Origin of the sequence: Helicobacter himalayensis (assembly GCF_001602095.1) — a bacterium.
Lineage (GTDB): Bacteria > Campylobacterota > Campylobacteria > Campylobacterales > Helicobacteraceae > Helicobacter_F > Helicobacter_F himalayensis.
Window position 1 is genome coordinate 591305 of record NZ_CP014991.1, and the last position, 24360, is coordinate 615664.

25 protein-coding genes and 1 pseudogene are annotated in these 24360 nt (G+C 40.8%); 21 read left to right on the forward strand and 5 right to left on the reverse strand.

Translation table 11 applies throughout. The features are described from left to right. Positions 1-196 precede the first annotated feature (196 nt). Positions 197-1222: a ketol-acid reductoisomerase gene (ilvC, locus tag A3217_RS02850; protein ID WP_066387704.1), complete on the forward strand. Its 1026-nt coding sequence runs from the start codon at positions 197-199 to the stop codon at positions 1220-1222. 658 nt (positions 1223-1880) lie between these two features. Here ilvC and A3217_RS02855 read toward each other — a convergent pair. Further along, positions 1881-2606: a YebC/PmpR family DNA-binding transcriptional regulator gene (locus A3217_RS02855; protein WP_066387706.1), complete on the reverse strand. Its 726-nt coding sequence runs from the start codon at positions 2604-2606 to the stop codon at positions 1881-1883. A 277-nt stretch (positions 2607-2883) separates the two neighbouring features. Here A3217_RS02855 and A3217_RS02860 point away from each other — a divergent pair, with 277 nt between their 5' ends. The 20 genes and pseudogenes from A3217_RS02860 to A3217_RS02940 all read left to right on the forward strand — a co-directional run bounded on the left by A3217_RS02860 (position 2884) and on the right by A3217_RS02940 (position 21413). Next, positions 2884-3174, forward strand: a complete 291-nt coding sequence (locus A3217_RS02860) for an HP0495 family protein (protein ID WP_066387707.1) — start codon at positions 2884-2886, stop codon at positions 3172-3174. A 1-nt stretch (position 3175) separates the two neighbouring features. Beyond that, a complete protein-coding gene (locus A3217_RS02865) occupies positions 3176-3898 on the forward strand; it encodes an MqnA/MqnD/SBP family protein (protein WP_066387709.1) in 723 nt (240 codons plus the stop codon). Continuing rightward, entirely contained in the window at positions 3898-4203 is a 306-nt protein-coding gene (gene cutA / locus A3217_RS02870) for a divalent-cation tolerance protein CutA (RefSeq protein WP_066387711.1), read from the forward strand. The genes A3217_RS02865 and cutA overlap by 1 nt, the downstream gene beginning before the upstream one ends. A 29-nt stretch (positions 4204-4232) precedes the next feature. Continuing rightward, positions 4233-4907 (forward strand): tRNA threonylcarbamoyladenosine dehydratase, encoded by a 675-nt coding sequence (locus tag A3217_RS02875; protein ID WP_066387714.1) that lies wholly within the window; start codon positions 4233-4235, stop codon positions 4905-4907. Next, a complete protein-coding gene (locus A3217_RS09190) occupies positions 4904-5065 on the forward strand; it encodes a hypothetical protein (protein ID WP_197456908.1) in 162 nt (53 codons plus the stop codon). Before A3217_RS02875 ends, A3217_RS09190 begins: the two co-directional genes overlap by 4 nt. 2 nt (positions 5066-5067) lie before the next feature. Beyond that, positions 5068-5943 carry a carbon-nitrogen hydrolase gene (locus A3217_RS02880; RefSeq protein WP_066387716.1) on the forward strand — a complete coding sequence of 292 codons (876 nt, stop codon included), beginning with the start codon at positions 5068-5070 and terminating at the stop codon, positions 5941-5943. Between the two features lie 21 nt (positions 5944-5964). Next, a complete protein-coding gene (locus tag A3217_RS02885; protein WP_066387718.1) occupies positions 5965-6708 on the forward strand; it encodes a class I SAM-dependent methyltransferase in 744 nt (247 codons plus the stop codon). A gap of 28 nt (positions 6709-6736) precedes the next feature. Continuing rightward, positions 6737-7573 (forward strand): DUF58 domain-containing protein, encoded by an 837-nt coding sequence (locus A3217_RS02890; protein ID WP_066387720.1) that lies wholly within the window; start codon positions 6737-6739, stop codon positions 7571-7573. A gap of 135 nt (positions 7574-7708) precedes the next feature. Further along, complete coding sequence (locus A3217_RS02895; RefSeq protein ID WP_066389698.1) at positions 7709-9559, forward strand: menaquinone biosynthesis decarboxylase; 1851 nt, start codon at positions 7709-7711, stop codon at positions 9557-9559. 111 nt (positions 9560-9670) lie between these two features. After that, positions 9671-10621 (forward strand): annotated as a pseudogene (gene lysA, locus A3217_RS09605) (diaminopimelate decarboxylase); the annotation flags it as partial. Between the two features lie 312 nt (positions 10622-10933). Continuing rightward, on the forward strand, positions 10934-11239 hold the full coding sequence (locus tag A3217_RS09610) for a hypothetical protein (RefSeq protein WP_335339535.1): 306 nt from the start codon (positions 10934-10936) through the stop codon (positions 11237-11239). Further along, positions 11240-12337 carry a bifunctional chorismate mutase/prephenate dehydratase gene (locus tag A3217_RS02905; RefSeq protein WP_066387725.1) on the forward strand — a complete coding sequence of 366 codons (1098 nt, stop codon included), beginning with the start codon at positions 11240-11242 and terminating at the stop codon, positions 12335-12337. It begins immediately after the preceding gene. A gap of 34 nt (positions 12338-12371) precedes the next feature. Continuing rightward, a complete protein-coding gene (locus A3217_RS02910) occupies positions 12372-13280 on the forward strand; it encodes a DUF2156 domain-containing protein (protein ID WP_066387727.1) in 909 nt (302 codons plus the stop codon). Between the two features lie 72 nt (positions 13281-13352). Then, positions 13353-16259, forward strand: coding sequence for a RecB-like helicase (locus tag A3217_RS02915; protein WP_257722279.1), 2907 nt, complete (start codon positions 13353-13355; stop codon positions 16257-16259). 217 nt (positions 16260-16476) lie between these two features. Continuing rightward, a complete protein-coding gene (purF, locus tag A3217_RS02920; RefSeq protein WP_231860290.1) occupies positions 16477-17841 on the forward strand; it encodes an amidophosphoribosyltransferase in 1365 nt (454 codons plus the stop codon). Between the two features lie 15 nt (positions 17842-17856). Beyond that, entirely contained in the window at positions 17857-18792 is a 936-nt protein-coding gene (locus A3217_RS02925) for an SAM-dependent methyltransferase (protein ID WP_197456918.1), read from the forward strand. Then, positions 18792-19343 carry a restriction endonuclease gene (locus A3217_RS02930; protein ID WP_066387732.1) on the forward strand — a complete coding sequence of 184 codons (552 nt, stop codon included), beginning with the start codon at positions 18792-18794 and terminating at the stop codon, positions 19341-19343. Before A3217_RS02925 ends, A3217_RS02930 begins: the two co-directional genes overlap by 1 nt. A 3-nt stretch (positions 19344-19346) precedes the next feature. Beyond that, positions 19347-20309, forward strand: a complete 963-nt coding sequence (gene mnmL, locus A3217_RS02935; RefSeq protein ID WP_066387734.1) for a tRNA modification radical SAM protein MnmL/YtqA — start codon at positions 19347-19349, stop codon at positions 20307-20309. A 52-nt stretch (positions 20310-20361) separates the two neighbouring features. Further along, a complete protein-coding gene (locus A3217_RS08965; protein WP_156471834.1) occupies positions 20362-20514 on the forward strand; it encodes a hypothetical protein in 153 nt (50 codons plus the stop codon). Positions 20515-20528: 14 nt separating this feature from the next. Beyond that, the gene (locus tag A3217_RS02940; RefSeq protein ID WP_231860291.1) at positions 20529-21413 is read left to right on the forward strand and encodes a glycosyltransferase family 8 protein; all 885 of its coding nucleotides are present in this window, start codon (positions 20529-20531) and stop codon (positions 21411-21413) included. 15 nt (positions 21414-21428) lie between these two features. Here A3217_RS02940 and A3217_RS02945 read toward each other — a convergent pair whose 3' ends face one another. The 4 genes from A3217_RS02945 to hisB are packed head-to-tail and all read right to left on the reverse strand — an operon-like array spanning position 21429 to position 24043. Then, positions 21429-22412 (reverse strand): septal ring lytic transglycosylase RlpA family protein, encoded by a 984-nt coding sequence (locus A3217_RS02945; protein ID WP_417935352.1) that lies wholly within the window; start codon positions 22410-22412, stop codon positions 21429-21431. Between the two features lie 14 nt (positions 22413-22426). Beyond that, positions 22427-22969 carry a hypothetical protein gene (locus A3217_RS02950; protein ID WP_066387738.1) on the reverse strand — a complete coding sequence of 181 codons (543 nt, stop codon included), beginning with the start codon at positions 22967-22969 and terminating at the stop codon, positions 22427-22429. After that, positions 22944-23447 carry a KdsC family phosphatase gene (locus A3217_RS02955; RefSeq protein ID WP_066387743.1) on the reverse strand — a complete coding sequence of 168 codons (504 nt, stop codon included), beginning with the start codon at positions 23445-23447 and terminating at the stop codon, positions 22944-22946. Before A3217_RS02955 ends, A3217_RS02950 begins: the two co-directional genes overlap by 26 nt. Further along, entirely contained in the window at positions 23444-24043 is a 600-nt protein-coding gene (hisB, locus tag A3217_RS02960; RefSeq protein ID WP_066387746.1) for an imidazoleglycerol-phosphate dehydratase HisB, read from the reverse strand. The genes A3217_RS02955 and hisB overlap by 4 nt, the downstream gene beginning before the upstream one ends. Between the last annotated feature and the right edge of the window lie 317 nt (positions 24044-24360).

Here is a 24360-nt window from a genome sequence, read left to right on the forward strand (position 1 = left end):
CCTAAGTAATTTTTATAAAGGCTCGATTATAGCAAAGCTTGATATTAAAACCACACAATAAAATTATTTTTTTTTTTTTTCTTACAAAAAGTATCAAATTTGCGAATCTATACAAAATACGCGCATTTAAACAATATTTAAAAGAAGTTTTGCTTAAATCTAGCCTTTGAGATTTCACAAAATTGAAGGAGTAGCGATGGCATTAAAAGTATATTACGACAAAGATTGCGATTTAGGGCTTATCAAAAAGAAAAAAGTAGCCATCATCGGCTTTGGTAGTCAGGGGCACGCACACGCGGAGAACTTGCGAGATTCTGGAGTTGAGGTGGCTATCGGGCTTTATAAAGGTGGGAGAAGCTGGGCTAAAGCGGAGGCTAAGGGCTTCAAAGTCCAAGAAGTGAGCGAGGCTACAAAATGGGCTGATTTGATAATGATACTAATCCCAGATGAGTTGCAGGCTGATGTTTTTGAGCGCGACATCGCCCCACATTTGCAAGAAGATAAAATCATCGCTTTTGGACACGGATTCAATGTGCATTTTGGACAGATTAAAGCACCAAAAGGCGTGGGCGTGATAATGGTAGCCCCAAAAGCACCCGGACACACGGTAAGAAGCGAGTTTTTAAAAGGTGGTGGGATTCCGGATTTAATCGCAGTGGAGCAAGATACTAGCAAGAGAGATGCAAGGGCAGTCGCGCTAAGCTATGCAAGTGCCATTGGCGGTGGGCGCAGTGGGATTATTGAGACGACTTTCAAAGATGAGACCGAAACAGATTTATTTGGCGAACAAGCAGTGCTTTGCGGTGGCGTTACAAGTCTTGTAAAAGCGGGATTTGAGACGCTAGTAGAAGCTGGCTATCCCGAAGAAATGGCGTATTTTGAGTGCTTGCACGAGTTGAAACTTATCGTTGATTTGATTTATGAGGGTGGGCTTGCAAATATGCGCTACTCGATTTCTAACACCGCAGAATACGGCGATATGGTAAGCGGGAAACGTGTAATCAATGAGGAATCTAAAAAGGCTATGAAAGAGATTTTGCGCGATATACAAGAAGGGCGCTTTGCAAAAGACTTCATTTTAGAGCGCAAGGCTGGATATGCGAGAATGAATGCAGAGCGTAAGAATCTAGCAAATCACGGCATTGAAAAAGTAGGCGAAAGACTGCGTGCTATGATGCCTTGGATTGGCGCGAATAAATTAGTAGATAAGAACAAAAACTAAATTAGATTCTCTCAAATCCTAGATACCCTTAAAAAAAGGGGTATCTAAATGACTATCTGTAATCAAATTGATATTGTTTTAATAATCTGCTAATTTTATCCTTGCAAATGTTGTTGTTTGTTCTAAAGATTCCAAGCATCTTCACTCTATCTATACATTCCAAAAAGTCTAACACGATATGATAATGCTCTCTCTCCCAAAAATCGTGGATTATTATCAAAACATCACTTTTATAATGCAATTTTCAGAGAATTTGGCTCATTACTTTTGCTTGCTCTAAAAAGCAATTCGTTCCTTAAAAGATATTTTATAAAATTTTTATCAGATTCTATTGAGGTTGCATTAGTCAAGGTCGCGTATATCATCAAAAAAGTGCTACCACTACAGCCAAATTCGAGGTGATTTTTAGGTTTAAGTGTATATTTTAAAAAAGATTGATTTCTTTCTTAGAAGCCCACATAGGCAAAAAGTTGGTAATGTGTGAATCTCCACTATTAAAAATTGTTGCTTAGAGTAGGTTTATTGCCCCCCCCCTTACAACCTTTTTAAGAAACTAATTATTTTTTCATTGCTACTCCCTTATTTTTTGTGTGTTTTCATGCGAAGTTATAACAAAATCACCACCAAAACAAAAACCCAAATCCGACTTCTTAGATTCTCACTGCAAATTTGTCCAAACTGCCTGCACATCATCATCATCTTGGATTCTATCAAGGAGTTTTTCAAGCTCTAAGAATTGCTCTTCGCTAAGGCTTATCGGGTTTATGGGGAAACGTTGCAGGCTCGCTTTTTTAAGCTCGATTTGCAAATTTTCAAAGCCCTCATTTAGGCGTCCAAAATCTTTGTAATCCCCATACACGAGCACCACCGCGCCTTCTTCCTCATCTTCTATAACCTCAAGCCCTTCTAATCCATAATCAATAAGCTCTAATTCTATATCCTCCAAATCCCTACCTTCTGGGCGCACAAACTCAAAAACACTTTTGCGTGCAAAGTGAAATTCCAAGCTTCCACTTGGCACGATTTGCGCGCCTGCGGTTTTATTGAAATAGCTTTTGATGTTAGCGATAGTGCGTGTAGGATTATCAGTCGTGCATTCAATAAAGATAAGCACGCCATTTGGGGCTTTACCCTCATAACTGATTTCAAAAAACTGCCCATCTTTGCCGCTTGCGCGCTTGATTGCCGCATCGATGTTGTCTTTTGGCATATTTTGCGCTTTTGCGTTGGCAATGGCTGTGCGTAGGCGCGCATTCATCGCCGGGTCGCCCCCGCCCTCTTTAGTTGCCATAGTGATAGCTTTTGCGAGTTTTGGGAATACCTTACTCATCTTATCCCATCGCTTTTCCTTAGCTGCTCTGCGGTATTCAAACGCTCTTCCCATAATTATTCCTTTCCTTATTAAAGATATTTTTCACAAAAAGAGATTTTTTTAAAAAGATAATCTCTGCGCCTATTAAAAATGGACGCAATTATATAATTTTTTAATTTTTTTTAAAAGGAGAAAGTTTCAAAAATCCCCCCACAAAAGACGATGGGATTTTAAAAATGGAATCTATATTCTATTTCGGCAATCTATCAGTTAAAACAAGGTAGAATTGCACGTTGAGAGCTAATTTCTTAAAAGCGTTGCAATATTTCAAAAAACATTGGGGGCAGATATGCAAAAACCACCGCATAATGATGTAGAAGCAAGCATAGAGGGTTTGGAAGGTGCGCAGATTCTCTACCCGACAAAATGGGAATACGCCGTGATTGGCAAAAGTGAGGCGCTTATCAAGGAGGCGATTTTTGAAGTTTTGGATATTCCTTATGAAATCACCAAAAAACGCCTTTCAGGCAAAGGCAATTTCTTAAGTGTGCATATCGCTCTGGAGGTGGATTCTAAAGAGCAGCGCGATAGCATTTTTAACGCACTCAAAAATCACAAAGACATCGCAATGGTGCTTTAAAATGCGCTTTGGCAAAATCGCGTATCTCAATCTCCTGCCTTTTGATGTGTTTATCAAGGCATATCCACTACCTAGCTTTATGAAGCGGTATATCACACTTAAAAAATCCTATCCGAGCAAGCTAAATGAGGACTTTTTATTTGGGCGCATTGATGCGGGTTTTATCTCTTCAATTGCTGGTATGCGTGCGCATTTGAAAAACCACGCGACAAAAAGCGGCATTATCTCAAAAGGCGCGGTGTGGAGTGTGCTAGCACTGCAAGGAAGCGGGCTTGATTATCAGTCAGCCACTTCAAACGCGCTTTTGCAGGTGCTAAACTTGCAAGGAAAGGTGCTTATTGGCGATAGGGCGCTGCTTGTGAAGTTTGGAGATTCCAAATGTGCGCGCAATGCACTTGATTTGGGCGCGGTGTGGTGGGAGAAAGAGGGCGTGCCATTTGTGTTTGGACGGCTTTGCTTTCATAGATTTGGCGCGCGTTTGCAGCATTTAAGCACGGAGTTTAACCGCACTTTTGATACAAAATACAAGAAAATCCCTTATTTTATTCTGCAAGATGCGAGCAAAAAAAGCGGGATTAAGGCGGATTTTATCAAGCAGTATTTGCAGAGAATCTTTTATAAAATCAGCCCAAAAGAGCGCGTGGGATTGGAGCGATTTTATCGTGCTGTGCGCTTAAAGCAAATCAAGCAACCCCAAAGATTCTATAACAAAAAAGGCGTATAATGCTTTGCTGCACGACTTTAGATAATAAAAAACAAGCGCGAAAAATCATAAAAAAGCTTTTGGGAAAAAATCTCATTGCCTGTGCGCAGATTCAAAAGATTTCTAGCCTTTATCGCTGGGAGGGGAGGCTTTGTGATGATAAGGAGTTTTTACTCACGCTCAAAACCCACCCAAAAAAGCGCAAAAAGCTTTGCAAGATCTTAACCAAACTGCACCCCTACAAAGTCCCAGAAATTGCGTGTGTGCGAGTGGATTCTTGGGGGGAGACGTATGAAAAATGGCTTTTAAAACAATGCAGGCTCTAATGCAATTTTGTGTTATTTAAGGAGAGAATTTGGAAAATGAAATAATCGATCGCTTTACGCGTTCAAGGCTTCTTTTTGGGGAATTTTTTGAGCAGATTCAAAAAACGAGCGTGTTGATACTTGGCGTTGGAGGCGTGGGGAGTTTTGCGCTGGATTGTTTGTATCGTAGCGGGATTGGGAAGCTTAGCATTGTTGATGATGATAGTTTTGAGGTGACAAATCAAAACCGCCAAATTGGCTCGCAGTTTGTAAATGAACCAAAAGTAAAGGCTTTAGCGCGCTTGTATCCGGGCATTGAGGCATTTGAAGAATCTGTAAGCGCGGAGTTTTTACAAAGACATAATATTTTGCAATATGATTATGTTATCGATGCGATTGATGATATTCCTATGAAAGTGGAAGTGGCAAAAATAGCTACTCAAAAGCCCTATGGTATGTATATTGCTTCCACAGGGAGTGCAAAAAAGATTGATCCACTGAAAATTGAGGTTGGATCGATTTGGAAAAGCAGGGGCGATAAATTTGCGCGAAAATTCCGCGATAATCTCAAAAAAGCACGAGTAAAGGCGAAATTTAAGGTTGTCTTTAGTCAAGAGATTCCAAAATGCAAGGGTTTGGGAAGTTTTAGCGCGGTTACGGGCGGATTTGGGCTAGTGATTGCGAGTCAAGTTATTGATGATATTATCACAAGGAGTAAAAAATGAGAATCTACGCAAAACCTTATGATGATGGGTTTGACTACACAGATGATGAACAAGATGAAATTTATGAGGATTTTGATGATGAGGACGGCGGAAGTGGCTTTGTCGGGTATGATGACGACGACTATGAGAATCCAGATTCTGAATACGAGGACGAGTAGCAATGCTTAAAGTAGCTTTAATCCAGCAACGTTATTTAGACTCAAAATCCGCGACTATTGCTTACACAAAGGGCGAGATTCTAAACGCTGCTAGAAATGGCGCAAAGCTTGTGTGTTTGCAGGAGTTGCACACGAGGGAATATTTTTGCCAAAGTGAGAATCCGCAGTTTTTTGACTACGCGCTTGAGTTTGAAGAGGACATTGCTACTTTTGGGAAAATCGCCAAAGAAGCAGGCGTGGTGCTTGTAAGCTCATTATTTGAAAAGCGCGCAAACGGACTGTATCATAATACCGCAATTGTGTTTGAAAATGATGGATCGGTGGCTGGGAAATACCGCAAGATGCACATTCCAGACGACCCGCAATTCTATGAAAAGTTTTATTTCACGCCCGGGGATTTGGGTTTTGAGCCAATTGCGACAAGCATTGGGAAGCTTGGTGTGCTTATTTGTTGGGACCAGTGGTATCCGGAGGCTGCACGCATTATGGCTTTAAAGGGCGCAGAGATTCTCATTTATCCAACCGCTATTGGGTGGTTTGATGAAGATAGCGCCGAAGAGAAGGCGCGTCAGTTAGATTCTTGGGTGGCTGTGCAGCGTGGGCATAGTGTGGCAAATGGTTTGCCGTTGCTTTGCATTAATCGCGTGGGGTTTGAAGAGGACGCTTCAGGCGTGGCAAAGGGTATTCGATTTTGGGGGAATAGCTTTGCCTTTGGCGCGCAGGGGGAGCTTTTAGCACAAGCTAGCAGAGAGGAAGCGCAAACGCTATTTGTGGATATTGATTTTTCATGCAGTGAGGAAGTGCGCCGTATGTGGCCCTTTTTGCGCGATAGGCGGATAGAATCTTACAAGGCACTTTTGAAACGTTTTTGTGATTAGGCTTTTAACCAAGGAAACAAAATGCAACAGAGCAAAGAGGTGTGGGAGCTAAAGGCAAAAACTTTTCGCCGTTTTAAGAAAAACGAAGAAGATACGCTTGAAATTCTAAATTTTTTTAGACAAAATGGCGCGGATTTTAGAGGCAAAGAAATCATTGATATTGGTTGCGGGAATGGGCGCTTTAGCCTTGAACTCGCACAAGAGGCAAAGCATATTCTTGCGCTCGATATTTCAGATACGATGTTGGAGAATGTCGCAAATGATGCGCGCGCATTTGGGCTTGGTAATGTCAGCGCATTTTGCGGTGATTGGGAAGGCTTTAAGGTTGAAAAAAAGTTTGATATTGCATTTGCTTCAATGACGCCAGCACTCAATAATAAGGCTGGATTCTTAAAAGCTCTTGAAATTTGCGTGGAGGGTTTGGCGTATGTGGGCTGGGGGCGCAAGAGGGAAGCGGAGTTTATTGACACGCTTTTAAAAGAGCATAGTATGCGTTTGGAACTACCCGTGGGCTTGCCAAATATGCTTGAGTGGCTCAAAGAGCTTGGTTACAAAGAGCCAAAATTTGCCTATCAATGCGCGGATTTTACTTATGAAAGCGATGTGGCGCAAGCGATAAATGATATGATATTCAATGTCAAGGTGCATGGGGGCGAGCCAAATCACGCGCTTATTGCAGATTATGTCAATGCACGCGCAAAAGATGGCAAAATCCGCTACACGCACACGCGCGAGGTGGGTTATACCTTTATCAAAAAGCCTTAAGGCTTAGATTCTGTTTTTTTGGATTAAAATGGCGCGGATTTATTTTAAGCACAAACTTCCCTTTTTGCGTCTATCTAGCTTGCAAAGCGCTTTTTCAAGCACGCAGGATAATGATTTTTTAGAGCTTAAAGAATACGAGTTTAACGATGATGCGCGCTTTATCGCACCTCTAGCTTCGCTTAAATATAATCGCTTGATGAGCAAAACTTTTGGTGCGGGGAAATTATCGTTTTTGCATCTTTTTATTTGTGAATCTAACAGCCTCAATCTGGGTGTGCCCGCGCGCAAGAGTGAGACAATCAGTGCGATTTGTGAGATTTTATTACAAAGCGCGCAGATTTATAACCTTAAGCCACTTTTGCATATTCTTAATTCCCGCCACACGCGCACGATTAGTCAAATTAAGCTTATGAAAGTGTATTTGCAAGCTTTATGTGAAAAAAAAGCGCAAAATCCGCAAAATACACCAGAATCACAAAATCTACGACTTGATTTTCACAAGGTAATGCATTTTGTCTCTACCCAAAAGCGCAAAAATGGCTTAGGTGTGATTTTGGGAGATTTTTTTGACATAGATTTAGCGCGCGTGAGCATTTTTAGCGTGTCGCAAAATGAGTTTTTGCTTTATGCGCTTTGTGTGCGTGATAGTGAGGAGCTAAGCGCGGATTTTTTGGAGAGTGTAAATTGTGTGCGCGATATAGAAAGCGGGGAAATTTTTCAAAATATTTTAAGTAAAAAGTCTTATTTGCTTAGGCTTCACGCGCAAGATTTTCGCATCCAAGCATATTTTAAAAAGCTCAATGCGCGCTTTTATGTGCTTAATCCTAAAGTTTCTTTGCTGGAAAATTTGCAAAGGATTTTTTGAAGTTTTTAGCTTTGCGGGGCTCAGAATCTATTCCGCGAGATTCTTTGTTATAATTCCCCCTTATTTTTGTGTTTTGGAGTCGCTATGAGTGCAGAAAATACCCACACAATCCCGCAGTTTAGAGACTTTGGCGATATGCAGAAATTTTTAGATTTTTTGCAATCGCAAGGCGAGTTAAAAATCATCGATACGCCCCTTGATATTTACCTTGAAATTCCGCATTTAGCGTATTTGGAAGTTAAAAAGAAAGATTCTAAAGCGCTACTTTTTACAAAACCCATTGATAAAAAAAACAACAAAACTTTTGATATGCCGGTTTTAATGAATCTCTTTGGCTCGCACACCCGCCTTAATCTTATCGCCCAAAAGCAAAGCGAGCAAATCGCGCGCTCTATTCAATCCTTGCTAGATTTTGCGCCAAAAAAGGGCTTATTGCAAAAACTTTCACAAATAAAAGAGTTTTTTGCCTTGCGCAAGGTTTTTCCAAAGCATTTTAGCGGGAAAGCCCCTTGCCAAGAAATATGCAAGGACGCGCGAGAAGAAAAGCTAAGCCTCTACGACTTGCCAATTCTCACAACTTGGGAATGCGACGCTGCGCCTTTTATCACAATGGGGCAGGTTTATACCCAAAGCCTTGATGGGAAGCAAAAAAATCTCGGAATGTATCGCTTACAGGTATTTGATGAAACACATTTGGGTTTGCATTGGCAGGTGCATAAGGATTCTAATCACTTTTTTCATCAATATAAGAAAGCGGGCAAAAAAATGCCCGTTACAATCGCGCTAGGCGGTGACCCGCTGTATATTTGGTGTGCGCAGGCGCCACTTCCGCTAGGGATTTATGAACTTTTGCTTTATGGCTTCATACGCGAGCAAAACGCGCGCTTAGTGCAATGTCTGACAAATGAACTCAAAGTGCCTTATGATGTAGATATTGTGATTGAAGGCTTTGTGGATACGAACCTTATGCGTATGGAAGGACCTTTTGGCGACCATACGGGTTTTTATACGCCAACAGAGCCTTATCCTGTGCTTGAGGTAAGTGCTATAACGATGAAAAAAAATGCCATTTTCCCCGCAAGTGTCGTAGGCAAACCACCGCTGGAAGACAAATATATGGGCTATTTGACTGAGCGCGTGTTTTTGCCACTTTTACAACGCACGACGCACGGACTGCTTGATTATCATATGCCAGAAAATGGCGTGTTTCACAATCTCATCTTTGCCAAAATCGCACCAGAATACCCAGCGCACGCCCTGCAACTTATGCACGCATTTTGGGGCGTGGGGCAGATGAGCTTTGTCAAACACGTCATTTTTGTGGGGAATGACGCGCCTGCGCTAGATGATTACGAGAATCTTGCAAACTATATTTTAAATCGCTTTAGCGTGGAAAATATGCTAATAAGTCAGGGAATCTGCGATGCACTTGATCACGCAAGCCCGAGCTTTGGCGTTGGTGGGAAGCTGGGTGTAAATGTTGCGCAAGGAAGCACGCCTTGCACAAAAAACCTTTTATTGCGCGCAGATTCTGAACTAAAAGAGATTTTAAGTGCGGAGTTTGGCTTTGTTAAAGAGCTCAAGCAATATTGCACTAATAGTGCTAATCCGCTTTGTATGCTTGGCTGTCAAAAGGGTGAAACAAGCCTGCAGCAAGCAATCCGCGCGAAAGATTTAAGCAGGGTAAAGGATTCCTTGCGGATTGTATTACTGCTAGATTTCGCAAAAAATGACCTGCAAAATCCTTATATGCTGACTTGGCGCATTGTCAATAATATCGATGCAAAGCGTGATATTTGGGTACAGGAGGGCATTGTCTTTGTCGATGCGAGCGATAAGGGAGAGATGGATAACCACCACCGCGAGTGGCCCAAAGAGACCGATTGCACGCCTGAAGTGATAGATTTTTTGCGTCAAAAAGGCTTGCTTGAAAATATCGATGATGAATTTTTGAAGTTTTATCAAATTTGTGGAAGTAGGGCTTAAAAGCGTGCGTGGCTTCATTCCCACGCTCACCAGCTAAAGCGCGCGACATTAAGAGAATTTTAACAACTCTAAGCTACAATTTCGGATTTTAAAAACTTTTTGGAGAACACAATGCAGGAATCCTTGCTAAAATCCTGTGCTGCGGAGTTTGGCACGCCTTTGTATGTGTATGATTTTGATAAAATTAGCGCGCAGTTTGAGGCATTTAAAAATGCTTTCAAAGCGCGAAAATCTCTTATTTGCTACGCACTAAAGGCAAATCCAAATTTAAGCGTAATCCAGCATTTAAGCGCGCAAGGTGCAGGTGCAGACTGCGTGTCTATTGGCGAAGTGAGACGCGCACTTTTAAGCGGAGTGCCAAAATATAAGGTTATTTTTAGTGGTGTTGGCAAGCGCGATGATGAGATTTTAGAAGCGTTGCAAAGCGATATTTTGTTTTTAAATATCGAGAGTGAAGCCGAGCTTTTACGCATTGAATCTATCGCGCAAAGCATTCGAAAAGTCGCAAGAATCTCCGTGCGCGTCAATCCAAATATTGACGCAAAAACCCACCCCTACATTTCCACAGGCTTGCACGAAAATAAGTTTGGCGTGGATATGGAAAGCGCCAAAAAGCTCTATATTTATGCCAAAAAATCGCAATCTCTTGATCCTGTGGGGATACATTTTCATATAGGCTCTCAACTCATCGAGCTTTCACCCATCATTCAAGGCGCGCAAAAGGTCGCACAACTCGCACATAGCTTGTTAGCACTTAAGATTGAACTGAAGTTTTTTGATGTTGGTGGTGGCATTGGGATTTGCTATGAGAATGAAAAAACAATCAATCTCTATGACTATGCGCAAGGGATTTTGGGTGCATTAAAGGGACTTGATGTAACGATAATTTGCGAGCCGGGCAGGTTTTTGGTGGCAGAATCTGGCGTGTTGCTTACAAAAGTGCTGTATGAAAAATATAATGAAAAAAAGCGCTTTATCATCATTGATGCCGCGATGAATGATCTTATGCGCCCGACATTGTATGATGCTGTGCATAAGGTGCGCGTGCTAGATTCCAAACAACCAAACAGCGTTGCAGAATCTACAGATTTTAAACAACCAAAAAACGTCAAGTATGGACGCGAAGCGGAGCCGAGCGGAATTCACTTCCGCGAAGGCGATACCATTAATGGAATAGATTCCAAACAACCAAACAGCGTTGCAGAATCTACAGATTCTGTCAATCAGAAAAACGTCAAGTGTGGGCGCGCAACGCAGTGGAGCGGAGGTGAAGCGGGATTCATTCCCGCGCAGACGATACAATCTAATGGAATAGAGGCGGAGGTGAAGCGGGATTCACTCCCACAAGGTGATACATCTAATGGAGCAGCCATCGTGCAAAGGACAAATCAAAGCAAGGCGGATATTGTTGGTGCGATTTGTGAAAGCAGTGATTTTTTGGCTAAAGGTGTGGAAATGCCATCGCTAGCAAATGGTGATTTGCTTTGCTTTGCTAATGCTGGGGCGTATGGCTTTAGTATGGCACATAGTTATAACACACGCCAACGTGCAGCTGAAGTCGGTGTGAGAAATGGCAAGGCATTTCTTATACGCGAGCGTGAGAAATTTGAGGATTTAATCGCGCCGGAATTGAAGTTTTTATCCTTGCAAGATTCAGACAAAAACACAGAGGGTAAATAAATGGCAGATTCTAACTTTTTAGATTCCAAGCGTGCGCAAATTGATAGAATCGATGAAAATATTTTGCAATTGCTAGAAGAGCGTATGGGGCTTGTGCGCGAGATTGGCAAGTACAAGCAACAAACAAAAAGCGCGATTTATCGCCCAGAACGTGAAAAAGCGATAATCGAGCGTCTAAGTAGCTTGCAAACTGAAAAAAGCTACCTTAAAAAAAGCGCGATCGCAGCTATTTATGAGGAGATTTTCGCCCTTTCACGCAACCTTGAGCTGCCTGAAAAAGTGGGCTTCTTAGGACCTATTGGTAGTTACACACATCAGGCTGCGGAGGAGCGATTTGGCGCGATGAGTGAGTATATCGCGCTTAGTAATATCTCATCAGTTTTCAAAGCCCTAGAGCAGGGCAGTGTGAAATATGGCGTGGTGCCGATTGAAAACAACACAAATGGCATCGTTGGCGCGACAATTGACCATCTCAACAATAGCGAGCTAAAAATTATCGCAGAAATTATCCTGCCAATCCACCACAGCTTCGCAACAAACTGCGAGCATATCACCCAAATCCGCAGAATCTACTCAAAAGACATTGCTTTTGGTCAGTGCGATTGGTTTTTGAAAGCGCATAGCTTAGATGATTTAGAGCTTGTGCCTGTGGATTCTACTGCAAAAGCCGCGCAACTTGCTATGAGTGAAAAAAACAGCGCGGCAATTTGCTCAAAAATCGCCGCAAAGCTAAATAATCTGCCAATAATGTTTGAAAATATCGAAGATTCTGCAACCAACAAAACGCGCTTTGTGATTATTAGTGATTTTACAAACGCACCAAGTGGGGCGGATAAAACCTCAGTGTTTGCGACTTTAAGCGACTATAAAGAAGGTGGTGCGTTGTTTTCGCTTTTAAAAGATTTCAAGGAATTTGGAATCAATCTCACCAAAATCGACTCCCGCCCAATCAAGGCAAGGCAGGATTTTTCCTTTGGGTTTTTTATCGATTTTAAGGGGCATTATGAGGATTCTAATATCAAAGCACTTTTTGCCAAAAGAGGCAAAGACTTAAAATGGCTAGGAAGCTATGTCGCAGGTTTTGATTTTGAAGGATAAAATTTGTATGTGATAAGTTTAGAAGGGATAGGTTATGGATTTTTGTAAAATTGAACTTAAAGATAAGGAAATCTTTGATAAATACCTAACACAGGATAATCTCGCGCTTTCAGACATAAATTTTACCAATTGCTATATGTGGCGGTATGCGCGTGAGATTAGCTTTGCGGAGGTGGCGGGAAATCTCATCATTAAAACGCAATATCCCAATCAAGCGCCCTACATCTTTTATCCCATAGGTGATGGCGACAAAAGGGCGAGTTTGGATTCTGTGTTGCAGGAATTTAAGGCACAAAATTTGAACCTACAAATCCGCGCACTAAATAAAGAGCAAGCAAGTGAGCTAGGGCAATTCTACCCACACGCAAAGCCTGTGGCTAATCGCGATAAGTTTGATTATATCTACAATGTAAGCGAGCTTATTGCGCTTAGTGGTCGCAAATACCATAAGAAAAAAAATCACCTTAACTATTTTTTGCAAGAATACGCGCACTTTGCCTACGAAGCGATAGATTCAAGCAATATTACGCAGCTGCTAGCTGTCAATAACGCGTGGTTTGAGGCAAATCCAAACAAAAGCGAGGGGCTAAAATTTGAAAATCTCGGCATTAATGACGCGCTAAATTCCTTTGAAGCGCTTGGTCTAAAAGGCGGGCTTATCCGCGTAGATTCTCAAATCATAGCTTTTAGCTTTGGTGAGGTAATCCCCTGCACACTTTCATATGAGGGTGTGAGTGGTGATATGGCGGTGATGCATATCGAAAAGGCAGATTCTCAATTTAGAGGGATTTTTCAGGCGATAAATCAGCAGGTTTTAGAGCATTGTTTCGCGCAATGTGCGTGGGTGAATAGAGAAGAAGATTTGGGGATTGAGGGTTTAAGAAAGGCAAAGTTAAGCTATCAACCAACATTGTTGCTTGAAAAATTTGAGGTTGTTTTGTAGATTCTATGATTTCACAGAATCTCAATCATTGCAAGGATTTCCAAAAATCCAACTTTTTCTATTTTTTGTAAAGTGATACAGAGACGAGGAGCAAGTATTATGCAGCAGTTTTTAGCACTCAAGGCAAGCGCAGGAAGTGGCAAGACTTTTGCGCTTTCGCTTCGTTATATTTATTTACTTTGCGCTGGGGCGAAGCCTTGGGAGATTCTCACGCTCACTTTTACCAAAAAAGCCGCAAATGAGATGAAAAGACGTATTACAAATAATCTCAAAGACTTATTAAATGCATGTAAAAATGGGCGTTTGCAGGATAATGATATTTTTAAAGAATTGCAAAAAGAGGGCATAAGCGCGGAATTTTTAGAGCAAAATTTGGGCGCGATTTATGAGGAATTTTTACAGGCAAATGTGCGTATCACAACAATTGATGCATTTTTTTACAACATTTTGCAGAAGTTTTGTTGGTATGTGGGCGTTGGGAATGGCTTTGCAATCGGTAATTATAGCAATAGTGAAATTGACGCGCTGTTTTTAGAATCTCTTTCTGAAACGCAAAGACAGGAAATTTTATCCTTTTTGCTCGAGCAGGATTTGCGGCTTAGCACATTTTTACATCTTTTATCCCAAAGTAATGATGTGCCAAAGCACGAGACAAGCGGTGATTTTAGGGCAATTGCAAAAGAGATTGAAGAAATTTTTAAATTTTTGCAAAAGGAGATTCTTAAATTCCCAGAATTAAGCTCGCCCGCAATGGCTCGTATGACCGAAAAATTTAACATAAGCCAAATAATGTCTCAAAAGTGGGTGTATCAGTTTGAAGATTATCACTATCTAAAAAAATTTAAAACTCAACTTGCGCCACTAATCCCGCACAATAGGAGGCTACAAGAGCTTTTATCGCAGTATGCTTTGCTCAAAGAAGCGCGTATTTTTTCTTTTCTTGCTAAATATATAGGCGCGTATAAAAGGGCGAAAAACCGCTTTTTGCGCGTAAATAACACGCTTTGCTTTGATGATGTGAGTGAAAAAACCTTCGAGTTGCTGCGTCAAAATATTGACTGGGAGTTTTTTTACTTCCGCCTTGATGACAAGATTACGCATATTTTGCTTGATGAGTTTCAAGATACGAGCATTTTGCAATATGAGATTTTGCGCCCTTTGATTGATGAGATTCTCTCTGGCAATGGGCGTATAAATGAGCGCAGTGTGTTTGTAGTGGGGGATAAGAAGCAGAGTATTTATGGCTTTCGTGGGGGTTTTTCAGGTGTGTTTGATAGCGCGTCAAAAAATCTAAAGGTTGAGAAATTGCATTTTAATTACCGCTCAAGCGCGCGCGTGGTAGAGTTTGTCAATAGCGTTTTTGCGCCATTGTATGAAGACTATATCCCTCAAAAGATTCCTAGTGGCACAAATGCGGGTGGTGGCTATGTCAGCGTGCGCGAGGTGGCGTATGATGATGCGTATGAGCGCATTTATGAGTGCTTGTGCGAGCTTCTAGATTCTGGGATAGCCCAAGATGATATTGCGATTTTAGTGGCTAAAAATGACGAGGCGCAAAACCTAAGCGATACAATAAGAGCGCATAATCCGCAAATTGCCGTGCTGACAGAAAGCAGCAGTGAATTTTTCGCGCGATTTCCTTGCAATGCGTTGCTAGAGATTTTGCGCTTCACACAGAACAAAAATGAGCTTAATTTGCTAAATGCTAAAAAACTTTTGGGTTTGAATATTAATGACGCGCTAGAGTTGCCAAAGTTTGAGTCGCAGGCTCATTTTGGGCGCTATGTGTTTGAGATTATAGAATCTCTTAGGCTTGGGGGCGTGATGAGTGCGAAGTTTTTAGAGTGCGCGTGTGAGTTTGAGAGCTTGGAGGAATTTTTAGAGAATTACCAAAGCTACGCAATCTCAACACCAAAGCAAAGCCTAAGAGGTGTTAAAATTATGACAATCCACAAGTCTAAGGGCTTAGAGTTTGAGCATTTAATCGTGTGCGATAGGATTGGCAGGAAATCGAGTGATAAGGGCAAATTTTTGTATGAATATGAGGATATCGCGCTAAAAAATATTTATTACAAACAAGCTGGGCGCGAGAATTTTGAAGCCTCTTACAAAAGGGCGCAACAAAAAGCCAAAGATTTAGAATCCACCGAAGAGCTAAACCGCCTCTATGTTGCACTCACAAGGGCGAAGCAAAGTCTTATTATTCTAAAAAAACGCAAGAAGGAGAAGAGTGCCGCCACCTCGCGTTTTGATATGCTAAATCTCGCACCTTTAGAATCCGGCGCGCTAGCGACAAATACAATGCAAAAAACGCAGGAAATACAGCCAACATTGCAATGCGTGCGCTTACCAAAGCTGGGTGTGCAAAGTGAGTTCGTGCAAGATAAAAGTGCGCAAGTTGCGACGATGCAGGATTTTTCACTTCAAGCAATCACCTATGGAAAGGCGTTGCATAGTTGTTTTGAATATTTTTTAAGCGCGCGTGGATTTGTAGATTTACCCCTCAATAGCGTTACAGAATCTACAAGCCTCAATAACCAAACAACACCGAGTATGTGCGCGCAAGCGGAGCCGAAGCGGAATTTACTCCCACGAGGCGATACGATTGATAATGAAATTCACCACATCATCAAAAATCTCTACGGCTTTATTTTGCCCAAAAGTAGCCTAGATTCTATTTTTGCGCGCTTTTTACAGGCAAGAGAGGAAAGTGAGTTTGCGCATTTGTTATCTTTGGGAAATGCGTATGCGGAGGTATCTTTTATCGCAAATGGGCGTTTTTGGCGCATTGATACGCTTATAATGGGTGAAGATTCTCAATATGTGCTTGATTATAAAAGTGCGCATTTGCCAAAAGAGGAGCATTATGCGCAAGTTAGGGGTTATATGGAGTTTCTAAGCGCGCTATTTGGGCGCAAAAGCGTAGGCTATCTCATCTACCCAAGCCACACGCCAATGTGCATAGAGGTGCAGGCGTGAGTTTAAGGGGTAGATTAATCAATTTGCTATAAAATCCGCAATTTATCACAAAAGCTAAGGTGCAAGCGTGAAAAAACAACAAAAAACACAACAACACAAAGCACAATACGCGTGCCAAAAGCCCCTGCAAGAATCGCAAGGTGCATTAAAAGAATGGCAAAAAGAATGGCAAAAAGAATGGCAAAAAGAATGGAATGAGGAATGCGCAGTAGTAGGAATCTACAATGTCAAGCGTTCGGCACTTTTAAGCTACTACGCGCTTTTTGCAATGCAACACAGAGGGCAAGAGGCAAGCGGGATTAGCACCGCAAATGGTGCGCAAATCACCACCATTAAGGGAAATGGGTTGGTTACCAAAGTTTTTGATGAGGCAAAGTTTAATAAATTACAAGGAAATTCAAGCATTGGGCATAATCGCTACGCGACTGCGGGTGCAGATTCTGCTAATGATTCTCAACCTGTTTTTGCGCGCTATTCACTCGGTGAAATCGCCATCGCACACAATGGGAATCTTACCAACGCCAAAAGCGTGCGCGAGGAGCTTATTAAAAAGGGCGCGATTTTTCAAAGCCATTTAGATACAGAAAATCTTATCCACCTCATCGCCCATTCGCAAAAAGCGCATTTGGTGGATAGAATCATTGATGCATTGAGCTTTGTTGATGGAGCGTATTGCTTTTTGTTTCTTTCACGTTCTAAAATGTTTGTGGTGCGCGATAGGTATGGTTTGCGCCCGCTAAGTTTGGGCAAAATTACAAATGACGATGGAAGTATCGGCTATATCGTGGCGAGTGAAACTTGCGCGTTTGATTTGATAGGGGCGGAGTATGTGCGCGATGTGAGGGCGGGGGAAATGCTGATTTTTGAGGGTGCTTATACGCCACTAAGCGTATGTGAGCCAAAAAGCATTCAGGTTTATGAGCCACAAAGTGCGCCTTGCGTGTTTGAGTATGTGTATTTCGCGCGTCCTGATAGTCAAGTGTATGGAAAAAATGTCTATACAATCCGCAAAAATATGGGCACGCAACTTGCCAAAGAGCATAAATTGCAAGCGGATATGGTGATTCCCGTGCCAGATTCTGGCGTGGCGGCGGCAATTGGGTATTCTAAAGAAAGCGGGATTGATTTTGAGCTAGGCATTATCCGCAATCATTATGTTGGCAGGACTTTCATCGAGCCAACACAGCAGAGCAGGGAGCTCAAAGTACGCCTAAAGCTTAATCCTATAAGCAGTCTCATTGCAGGAAAAGACATTATTGTGATAGATGATTCTATCGTGCGCGGGACGACAAGTAGGCAAATCGTGCAGATTCTGCGCAAGGCAGGTGCGCGAAAGGTGTATATGCTGATTTCCGCACCGCCCACGATTAACCCTTGTTTCTATGGTGTGGATACACCGGATAAAAAACAACTTATTTGCGCCAATAAGAGTATTGAAGAGGTGCGTGAATATATTGGCGCTGATTATTTGGGCTTTTTGTCTTTGAGCGCGCTTGATTGCGCGGTGGGTGGAAGTGGATTTTGCAAGGCGTGCTTTGATGGGAAGTACATTGATTCTTATCTTTTATCGCAAAAGTCTTGAAATATGGAAAGATTTATGCCTATTTGTTTGAGTGAAAATCAATTGAAATACGCAAATGGTGGGGTAATGAGAGAAAATAAAAACAATAAGTTTGATGAATATTTTACAAAACCTGAAGTTGCAAAAACCCTTTTTAATAAAACGCAAGAGATTATCTCAAAGTATGAAAATATAGACAAATACACTTGGTTAGAACCTAGTGTGGGGGATGGCTGTTTTTATACACTTTTGCCTAAAAATAAGATTGGTATTGATATAAATGAAAGTAAATTTGATATTTTAAAGACTGATTTTTTGACTTATGAATTACCTCAAAAACCTTTAATAGTTATTGGCAATCCACCCTTTGGACATCGGGGTGTTTTGGCTTTGGAGTTTATTAAACATTGTGCGGGAGCTGATTTTGTGTGTTTTATACTACCTATGTTTTTTCAGAGTTTGGGTAAGGGTTCTGTGCGTTATCGCGTTAAAGATTTGCATCTTTTGCACGAGGAGGTTTTGCCTACCAACTCTTTTTATCTAAAAAATGGCAAAGAAAAGGATGTTAAAGCCTGTTTTCAAATTTGGAGTAAAAATTACAAAAGCAATAAAAGTGAATTTAGTTGGTATAAACAAAAAGAAAAAGAAGAGCCATATAGCAAAATTTTACGCGTTGTAACTGTGTCTTTGGCTAAAAATAGAGAGTGTGGCAAGGAGTGGATATTTAATAAAAAGGCAAATTTTTATCTTTCAAGCACATTTTTTAAGCAAAATATGGTGGTAAGCGAGTTTAAAAACGTGAAATATAAAAGCGGTATCGCAATAATTTATAATGAAAATGCTCCTAAAAAGAAATTAGATGAGTTATTTTTGAGGGCTGATTGGCTTAAATATAGCTCACTTGCTACAAATGGTTGTCGTCATATTGGTAAATCGCATATCTTTAAGCTATTGGAAGATGAGGGATTTTGATGAGATTAGAAAATATTTTCCTAGAGCTTATAGAACAGAAATATGACGAAATTAAGGCAAAGCAAAAAAATGGAATTTTTGAAAAAATCTTACATTTTGAGGGTAATGCAATAGGACAAATTGGTGAAAAATTTATAAAAGAGGTTTTTAAGGGACTAAATTTACCACTTGACGGAGTGGGAAGCGAAACAATTCACGATGAATTTGACTTGCTTTCAAATGGCAAAAAAATTGAGGTTAAGACCGCACGAAAAGGATTAAACAATAACACTTTTCAATTTAATGGTATCAATCCAAAATACAACTATGATTTTATTATCTTATTAGGTCTTACTACTCAAAGTTTGCATTATTATATTATTGATAAAAGGCGAGATTATCGTTATGACCATAAAGCACGGCGTGAGTTTATAAGTATAAACAATAAAGAAAAGCAGCTAGTGCAAATGAATCCGGGTAATGCGGTTAATTTAAAGCTTACTTTGGCTCTAAAAGATTTAAAAGATATAAGTGGGCTTGAGATGGAACTTATAAATTATTTCAAGGAATAGGCTGTGCGTGTGGTTTTAACTATCGGAAGGTATTTTAAGAGACGTTTTGGCACAAGGGTTAGGAAAATCCCAATTTCTCTGCCCGGCTTTACTTGTCCTAATATCGATGGGAGCGTGGCAAAAGGTGGGTGTATTTATTGTGATAATGAATCTTTTTCCCCAAGTTTGGTGAAGCTCAATGAGCGCGCGAATGTGAAGATGAATTTTTCGCTTACTCAAAATCCACTTTTGCCAAAACAGCTCGAGCAGCTCAAAGGGCAATACAAGTGGCACGCGGATTTTCATAATGAAAAATTTGGGATTGCAAAATACATAATTTATTTTCAATCCTACACCAACACCTACGCGCCATTTGCTACGCTCAAGACGTTGTATGACTGCGCGCTAAGCCTATCAAATGTGGTGGGACTAAGTATCGGGACGCGTATTGATTGTGTGAGCGATGAGGTTTTAGAGCTTTTGAGTGGCTATGTCAGGGAGGGCAAAGAAATTTGGCTTGAATATGGAATCCAATCAGTGTATAACGAGACTTTAGAGCTCACTAACCGCGGGCACGGGATTGAGGGTGCGCAGGAGCTGTTTAAAAAGACGCGTGCGAAGGGGATTAAGCTTTGTGCGCATATCATTTATGGATTGCCAAATGAGAGTGAAGAGATGATGTTGCACACGCTAGATTCTGTGATTTCGTGGGGGATTGATGGGATTAAAATCCACCCAATGTATGTGGTGAATGGCACTAAGCTCGCGCAAATGTATAAAAGCGGGGCATATACGCCAATCAAGCTTGAAACTTTTGCAAATCTCATCGTAGAATCCATAAAACGCCTTCCGCCAAATGTCGTGGTGCAGCGCATAAGCGCGGGCGCACATGATGAAAGTTTGCTCGCACCAAAATGGTGCTTTGATAAAAATATCCAAATGCGCTATATCCGCGACAAGCTGCGAGAATCTGGAATGGAGTATTGAGAAATTTCTTTTTTTTGTTACAATGGTAATCTATTTCAAATAAAGGCTAAAAATGTTTCATATAGTGCTTAACTCTGATGAAAACTATATTAAATACGCAGCGGTGTTGTTGTATAGTATTGTAAAATCTAGCGCAGATGCTTGCGCCAAAGAAGCTAATCATATAGGGGGGGGGATAATAGGAAATATATTTTTCATATCTTAACAGATTCTCTCTCTATCAAAACCAAACAAAAACTCCAAAGATTCCAAATAGAATTAAACACCATTTATCCTTGCGAAATTTCCCTGCACTATGTAGAACAGAATGTGTTTGAGGGCTTAAACAAATGGGGGTTTGAGAAAAAGCAAAATTATCTTACTTACTATCGTTTGTTGTTGGAACGTTTTTTGCCAAAAGATTTAAAAATATGTCTTTATCTTGATGTGGATATGCTTGTGGTTGGAGATTTAAGAGAACTTTTCGCGATTGATTTGGGGGATAATTTTGCGGGTGTTGTGTTAGATTCTGTGCATATTAAACGTCATATTATTCCTTCCAAAAAACCACAATTTAAAGATATTGTCCTTAATCCTAATTGGCAATTTAATGGCGGTTTTATATTGATTAATTTGCAAGCGTGGCGTAGTGGAAAAATCGAGCAAAAAGCATTGGAGTTTTTACAAAATTATAATCCGGTATTTTTAGATCAAGACACACTCAATGTGCTTTTTGGGGAGGATACGCTAAAGCTGGGATTAGAGTGGAATTTTGTGGCATTTTCTACTTTTGAAGATGCAATTTTTAAAGGTGAAAACAAAGAATACACAATCAGATACACAAGAAATGAGCATAAAAATGCTTTGAAAAATCTAAAAATTATACATTACAACACGGGCTTAAAACCTTGGAAAGGCTTGATAAAAAAGAAAAAATGCAGGCAGAATTTGTCTAATGAGCGCATTTGTAAATGGTGGGAATGCGCACTTCAAACGCCTATTTTTGGGCTTGATATTAAAACATTACGACTTAAATTAATGCTAGCAAAGCACCCTTCGCGCTTAAAAAGAGGAGTAAAACGCGCGCTTAAAAAAGTTAAGAATCTTATGCGACATCAGGCTTAAGATTCTTATTTGCTTCTAATTCCTTATAAGTATCTTTCCTTCAAAGCCAGGGGTGTTTTTCATAAAATCCCTCGCCTCCTCTTCGCTTTGAAATCCCTCCAAAAACACGCGATAGATCGGTTGGTTGTCAGTATCGAGCATTTCTTTAATGATGGTTTTATAAGGCGGATACTTGTCAAACCCCTCTTTTGTGCTTTGTGCGCCTTCTTTTCTTCTAAACGCCCCAAGTTGCAGCGCGAAACTCCCTCCTGCCACACTTTGTGGCGTGTAGCCAACTTTAAACTCCTCCTGCAAACTCTCATCATTTTTTAGCTCATCTTTAGATTCTGTGTTTATCACGCCTTTAAAGCCAATCACTTCGATTTTGACTTTTGCCGTGCCAGAGCCAATCATATCAATATCCTTTGCTGCAGCATTACTCAAATCAATAATGCGCCCCTCCACAAACGGACCTCTGTCGTTGATACGTACAATTGTGGTTTTGCCATTTTCGACATTATAGACTTTCACTACCGTATTCATCGGAAATGTCTTGTGTGCGGCGGTGTGAGCATACATATTGTAAGTTTCCCCATTAGAAGTTTTTTTCGCGTGAAAATCCGGTCCATACCAGCTTGCTAGCCCTTCAAAAGTATCGTGCAAGCTTACTTCTTGTGGGTGATACCACTTGCCAGCGATTTGGTAGGGCTTCATTGTGGCGCGTTGGATTTCAGGCGATTCTCGCATTTGTTCTCCGCCAAGGTTAGAATCTATGCCTTGTTGAAACGCGTCTAAATCATCGTAATCCTCTGAAAAGCCCCTATATGTGTTTTTATTGCCGTGCTCGAAACTGCGCTTATTACGCTTCTCATAATTTCCCCAATCCTCATACTCGTTAAATGAGCCTTTTCCGCCGTTATACACGCTTGTGTTTGAGCAGCCAGCAAGTATTAATGCGCTAAAAAGAAAAGCATTTGTTTTGCTAAGAATTTTTTTTAAAAACATGTGTTTGTTTTGCATACCTTGCCCCTTTTTTAAGAATCTCCAAGCTCGATAAATCCATCTAATTCAATCCCACTGATAAAATCCGTATTTTGCTTATACAGCACATTTAAGCCGTGCAAATCCGTCCCGCCTTCATCAAAAAAGAATTTTCCCTCACCTTGAAAAATGTGCTTGTGATAGTCATACACACCCTTTTCGCTCCACAGCGACAAACCATCTTCGCGCACATAGCGGACATTTTGCGGGAAAAAATAAATATCTTTTTGTGCTTTGACAAAGGGTGCATACACTTCGCCCCTGCGTTGCATAGAATCCATCTGATAGGCAAAAAGCTCATATGCCTCATCATAGTCACTATAACGCAACAGCGTTTTGCCATTAGCAATAAGTGCGAGATTCTCTAAATCAAGCAAATAAAAATTAAAATCTTCAATCGTTACATTTGGGATATTCGTGCCCACATCTTTTGTCCTGCTTTCATCTTGTTTGAAAAACGCAATGCTTGCGAGGCTAAAAATAAGCAAGCCAAAAAAGAAAATATAAACACTAGTTGAAATATTTTTTAAGCTCACTATTTTTGCCCTCTTTGCGTAAAATATCCTCTATCATCTCGCGCACCGCCCCTTTCCCGCCATTTTTACTAAGGAGCGTTTTTACCTCGCTTTTTATCCCAGAAGCGCAATCTTTTGGCGCGTAGGAGTTTTTAAGGATTCTAAACATTGACAAATCATTCAAATCATCGCCAATGCACGCCGCTTGACTTGGCTTGAGATTAAGATTTGCTAAAACTTCATTGATGATTTTGCCTTTATCGCTAATGCCAAGATAAGTCGCAAAAATCCCAAGCTCACCCGCGCGCCTTTTGACTAGCTCACATTCGCGCCCGCTGATGATAACAGACTTGCGCCCTAGATTCTTATTCCACACGCTAAGTCCTAATCCATCTTTAATATTAAAAGTTTTTATTTCCTCGCCACCTTGTGTGTAGGTAATATCGCCTTGCGTGAGTGTGCCATCGACATCTAAGAAAAGTATTTCAATTTTTTTCATAATACGCCCTTTGTGCTTGGTGTGTGAATGCGCACATTTGGTGTGAGTGCGCGTCTAAGCGCGAGCGCAAAAGCTTTGAAACTTGCCTCGAGTATGTGATGTAAGTTTTTTCCACGTTTTAGCACAATATGTGCGCTTATATTGGCATTAAAGCACAATGCTTTGAAAAATTCCTCCACAAGTTCAATATCAAAACTCCCGATTTTCCCCTTAAACGCGCCATCATACGCGCTCATATCAAAAACCAAATACGCGCGATTGCAAAGATCAATATCGCATTCCACATTTGCCTCGTCCATCACCGCGCTTGCATTTCCAAAGCGCTCAACCCCGCTCAAAGGATAGAGCATATTTTTTAGCGCTTCGCCAAGCGCGATACCACAATCCTCTACGCTGTGATGATCATCGATATGTGTATCGCCTTCGCAGAGAATTTTCAAATCAATCAAACTATGTTTGCTCAATGCTTCAAGCATATGGTTAAAAAATCCAACTCCGCTTTGAATCTCGCTTTTTCCTTCGCCATAAAGTGTGAGAGTGAGGGTGATGTTAGTTTCTTTTGTTTTGCGCGTGTGGCTTTGTGGCTGTGTTTGCATAGATTTTCCTTAATTTTTTGTATTTCGCGGCGCTATTTTATCAAAATATGCGTTTAATTGCTGCGCACAAAATGCATAAAACGCAAGTCTTTGTAATCGCCCACCAAAACTAAATGGAGATTCAAGCATGTAGAAACAAAGTAAAATTAAGTGATATTTTTTTTGATATAGATTCTTAAATCGCTGTGAAATATGATAATATTTTGCACTCTTAACAAAACAGGCAAAACACAACAAAAAAACGCAGAATTAAGCAACACCAAAATGGTGATATTTCCGCAAAGCAGGCATTTAAAGTAGGTTTTGGTGAGTATTTT

What these genes read in the sequence shown, in the direction of transcription:
- A3217_RS02910 (WP_066387727.1), top strand. Translation starts at nt 12,372, where the DNA reads ATGGATTTTTGTAAAATTGAACTTAAAGATAAGGAAATCTTTGATAAA.
- cutA (WP_066387711.1), top strand. Translation starts at nt 3,898, where the DNA reads ATGCTTTGCTGCACGACTTTAGATAATAAAAAACAAGCGCGAAAAATC.
- hisB (WP_066387746.1), bottom strand. Translation starts at nt 24,043, where the DNA reads ATGCAAACACAGCCACAAAGCCACACGCGCAAAACAAAAGAAACTAAC.
- A3217_RS02955 (WP_066387743.1), bottom strand. Translation starts at nt 23,447, where the DNA reads ATGAAAAAAATTGAAATACTTTTCTTAGATGTCGATGGCACACTCACG.
- A3217_RS09190 (WP_197456908.1), top strand. Translation starts at nt 4,904, where the DNA reads ATGAGAATCTACGCAAAACCTTATGATGATGGGTTTGACTACACAGAT.
- A3217_RS02890 (WP_066387720.1), top strand. Translation starts at nt 6,737, where the DNA reads ATGGCGCGGATTTATTTTAAGCACAAACTTCCCTTTTTGCGTCTATCT.
- A3217_RS02905 (WP_066387725.1), top strand. Translation starts at nt 11,240, where the DNA reads ATGGCAGATTCTAACTTTTTAGATTCCAAGCGTGCGCAAATTGATAGA.
- A3217_RS02895 (WP_066389698.1), top strand. Translation starts at nt 7,709, where the DNA reads ATGCAGAAATTTTTAGATTTTTTGCAATCGCAAGGCGAGTTAAAAATC.
- A3217_RS08965 (WP_156471834.1), top strand. Translation starts at nt 20,362, where the DNA reads ATGTTTCATATAGTGCTTAACTCTGATGAAAACTATATTAAATACGCA.
- A3217_RS02865 (WP_066387709.1), top strand. Translation starts at nt 3,176, where the DNA reads ATGCGCTTTGGCAAAATCGCGTATCTCAATCTCCTGCCTTTTGATGTG.
- A3217_RS02860 (WP_066387707.1), top strand. Translation starts at nt 2,884, where the DNA reads ATGCAAAAACCACCGCATAATGATGTAGAAGCAAGCATAGAGGGTTTG.
- A3217_RS02930 (WP_066387732.1), top strand. Translation starts at nt 18,792, where the DNA reads ATGAGATTAGAAAATATTTTCCTAGAGCTTATAGAACAGAAATATGAC.
- A3217_RS02885 (WP_066387718.1), top strand. Translation starts at nt 5,965, where the DNA reads ATGCAACAGAGCAAAGAGGTGTGGGAGCTAAAGGCAAAAACTTTTCGC.
- A3217_RS02880 (WP_066387716.1), top strand. Translation starts at nt 5,068, where the DNA reads ATGCTTAAAGTAGCTTTAATCCAGCAACGTTATTTAGACTCAAAATCC.
- A3217_RS02855 (WP_066387706.1), bottom strand. Translation starts at nt 2,606, where the DNA reads ATGGGAAGAGCGTTTGAATACCGCAGAGCAGCTAAGGAAAAGCGATGG.
- ilvC (WP_066387704.1), top strand. Translation starts at nt 197, where the DNA reads ATGGCATTAAAAGTATATTACGACAAAGATTGCGATTTAGGGCTTATC.
- A3217_RS02945 (WP_417935352.1), bottom strand. Translation starts at nt 22,412, where the DNA reads ATGCAAAACAAACACATGTTTTTAAAAAAAATTCTTAGCAAAACAAAT.
- A3217_RS02925 (WP_197456918.1), top strand. Translation starts at nt 17,857, where the DNA reads ATGCCTATTTGTTTGAGTGAAAATCAATTGAAATACGCAAATGGTGGG.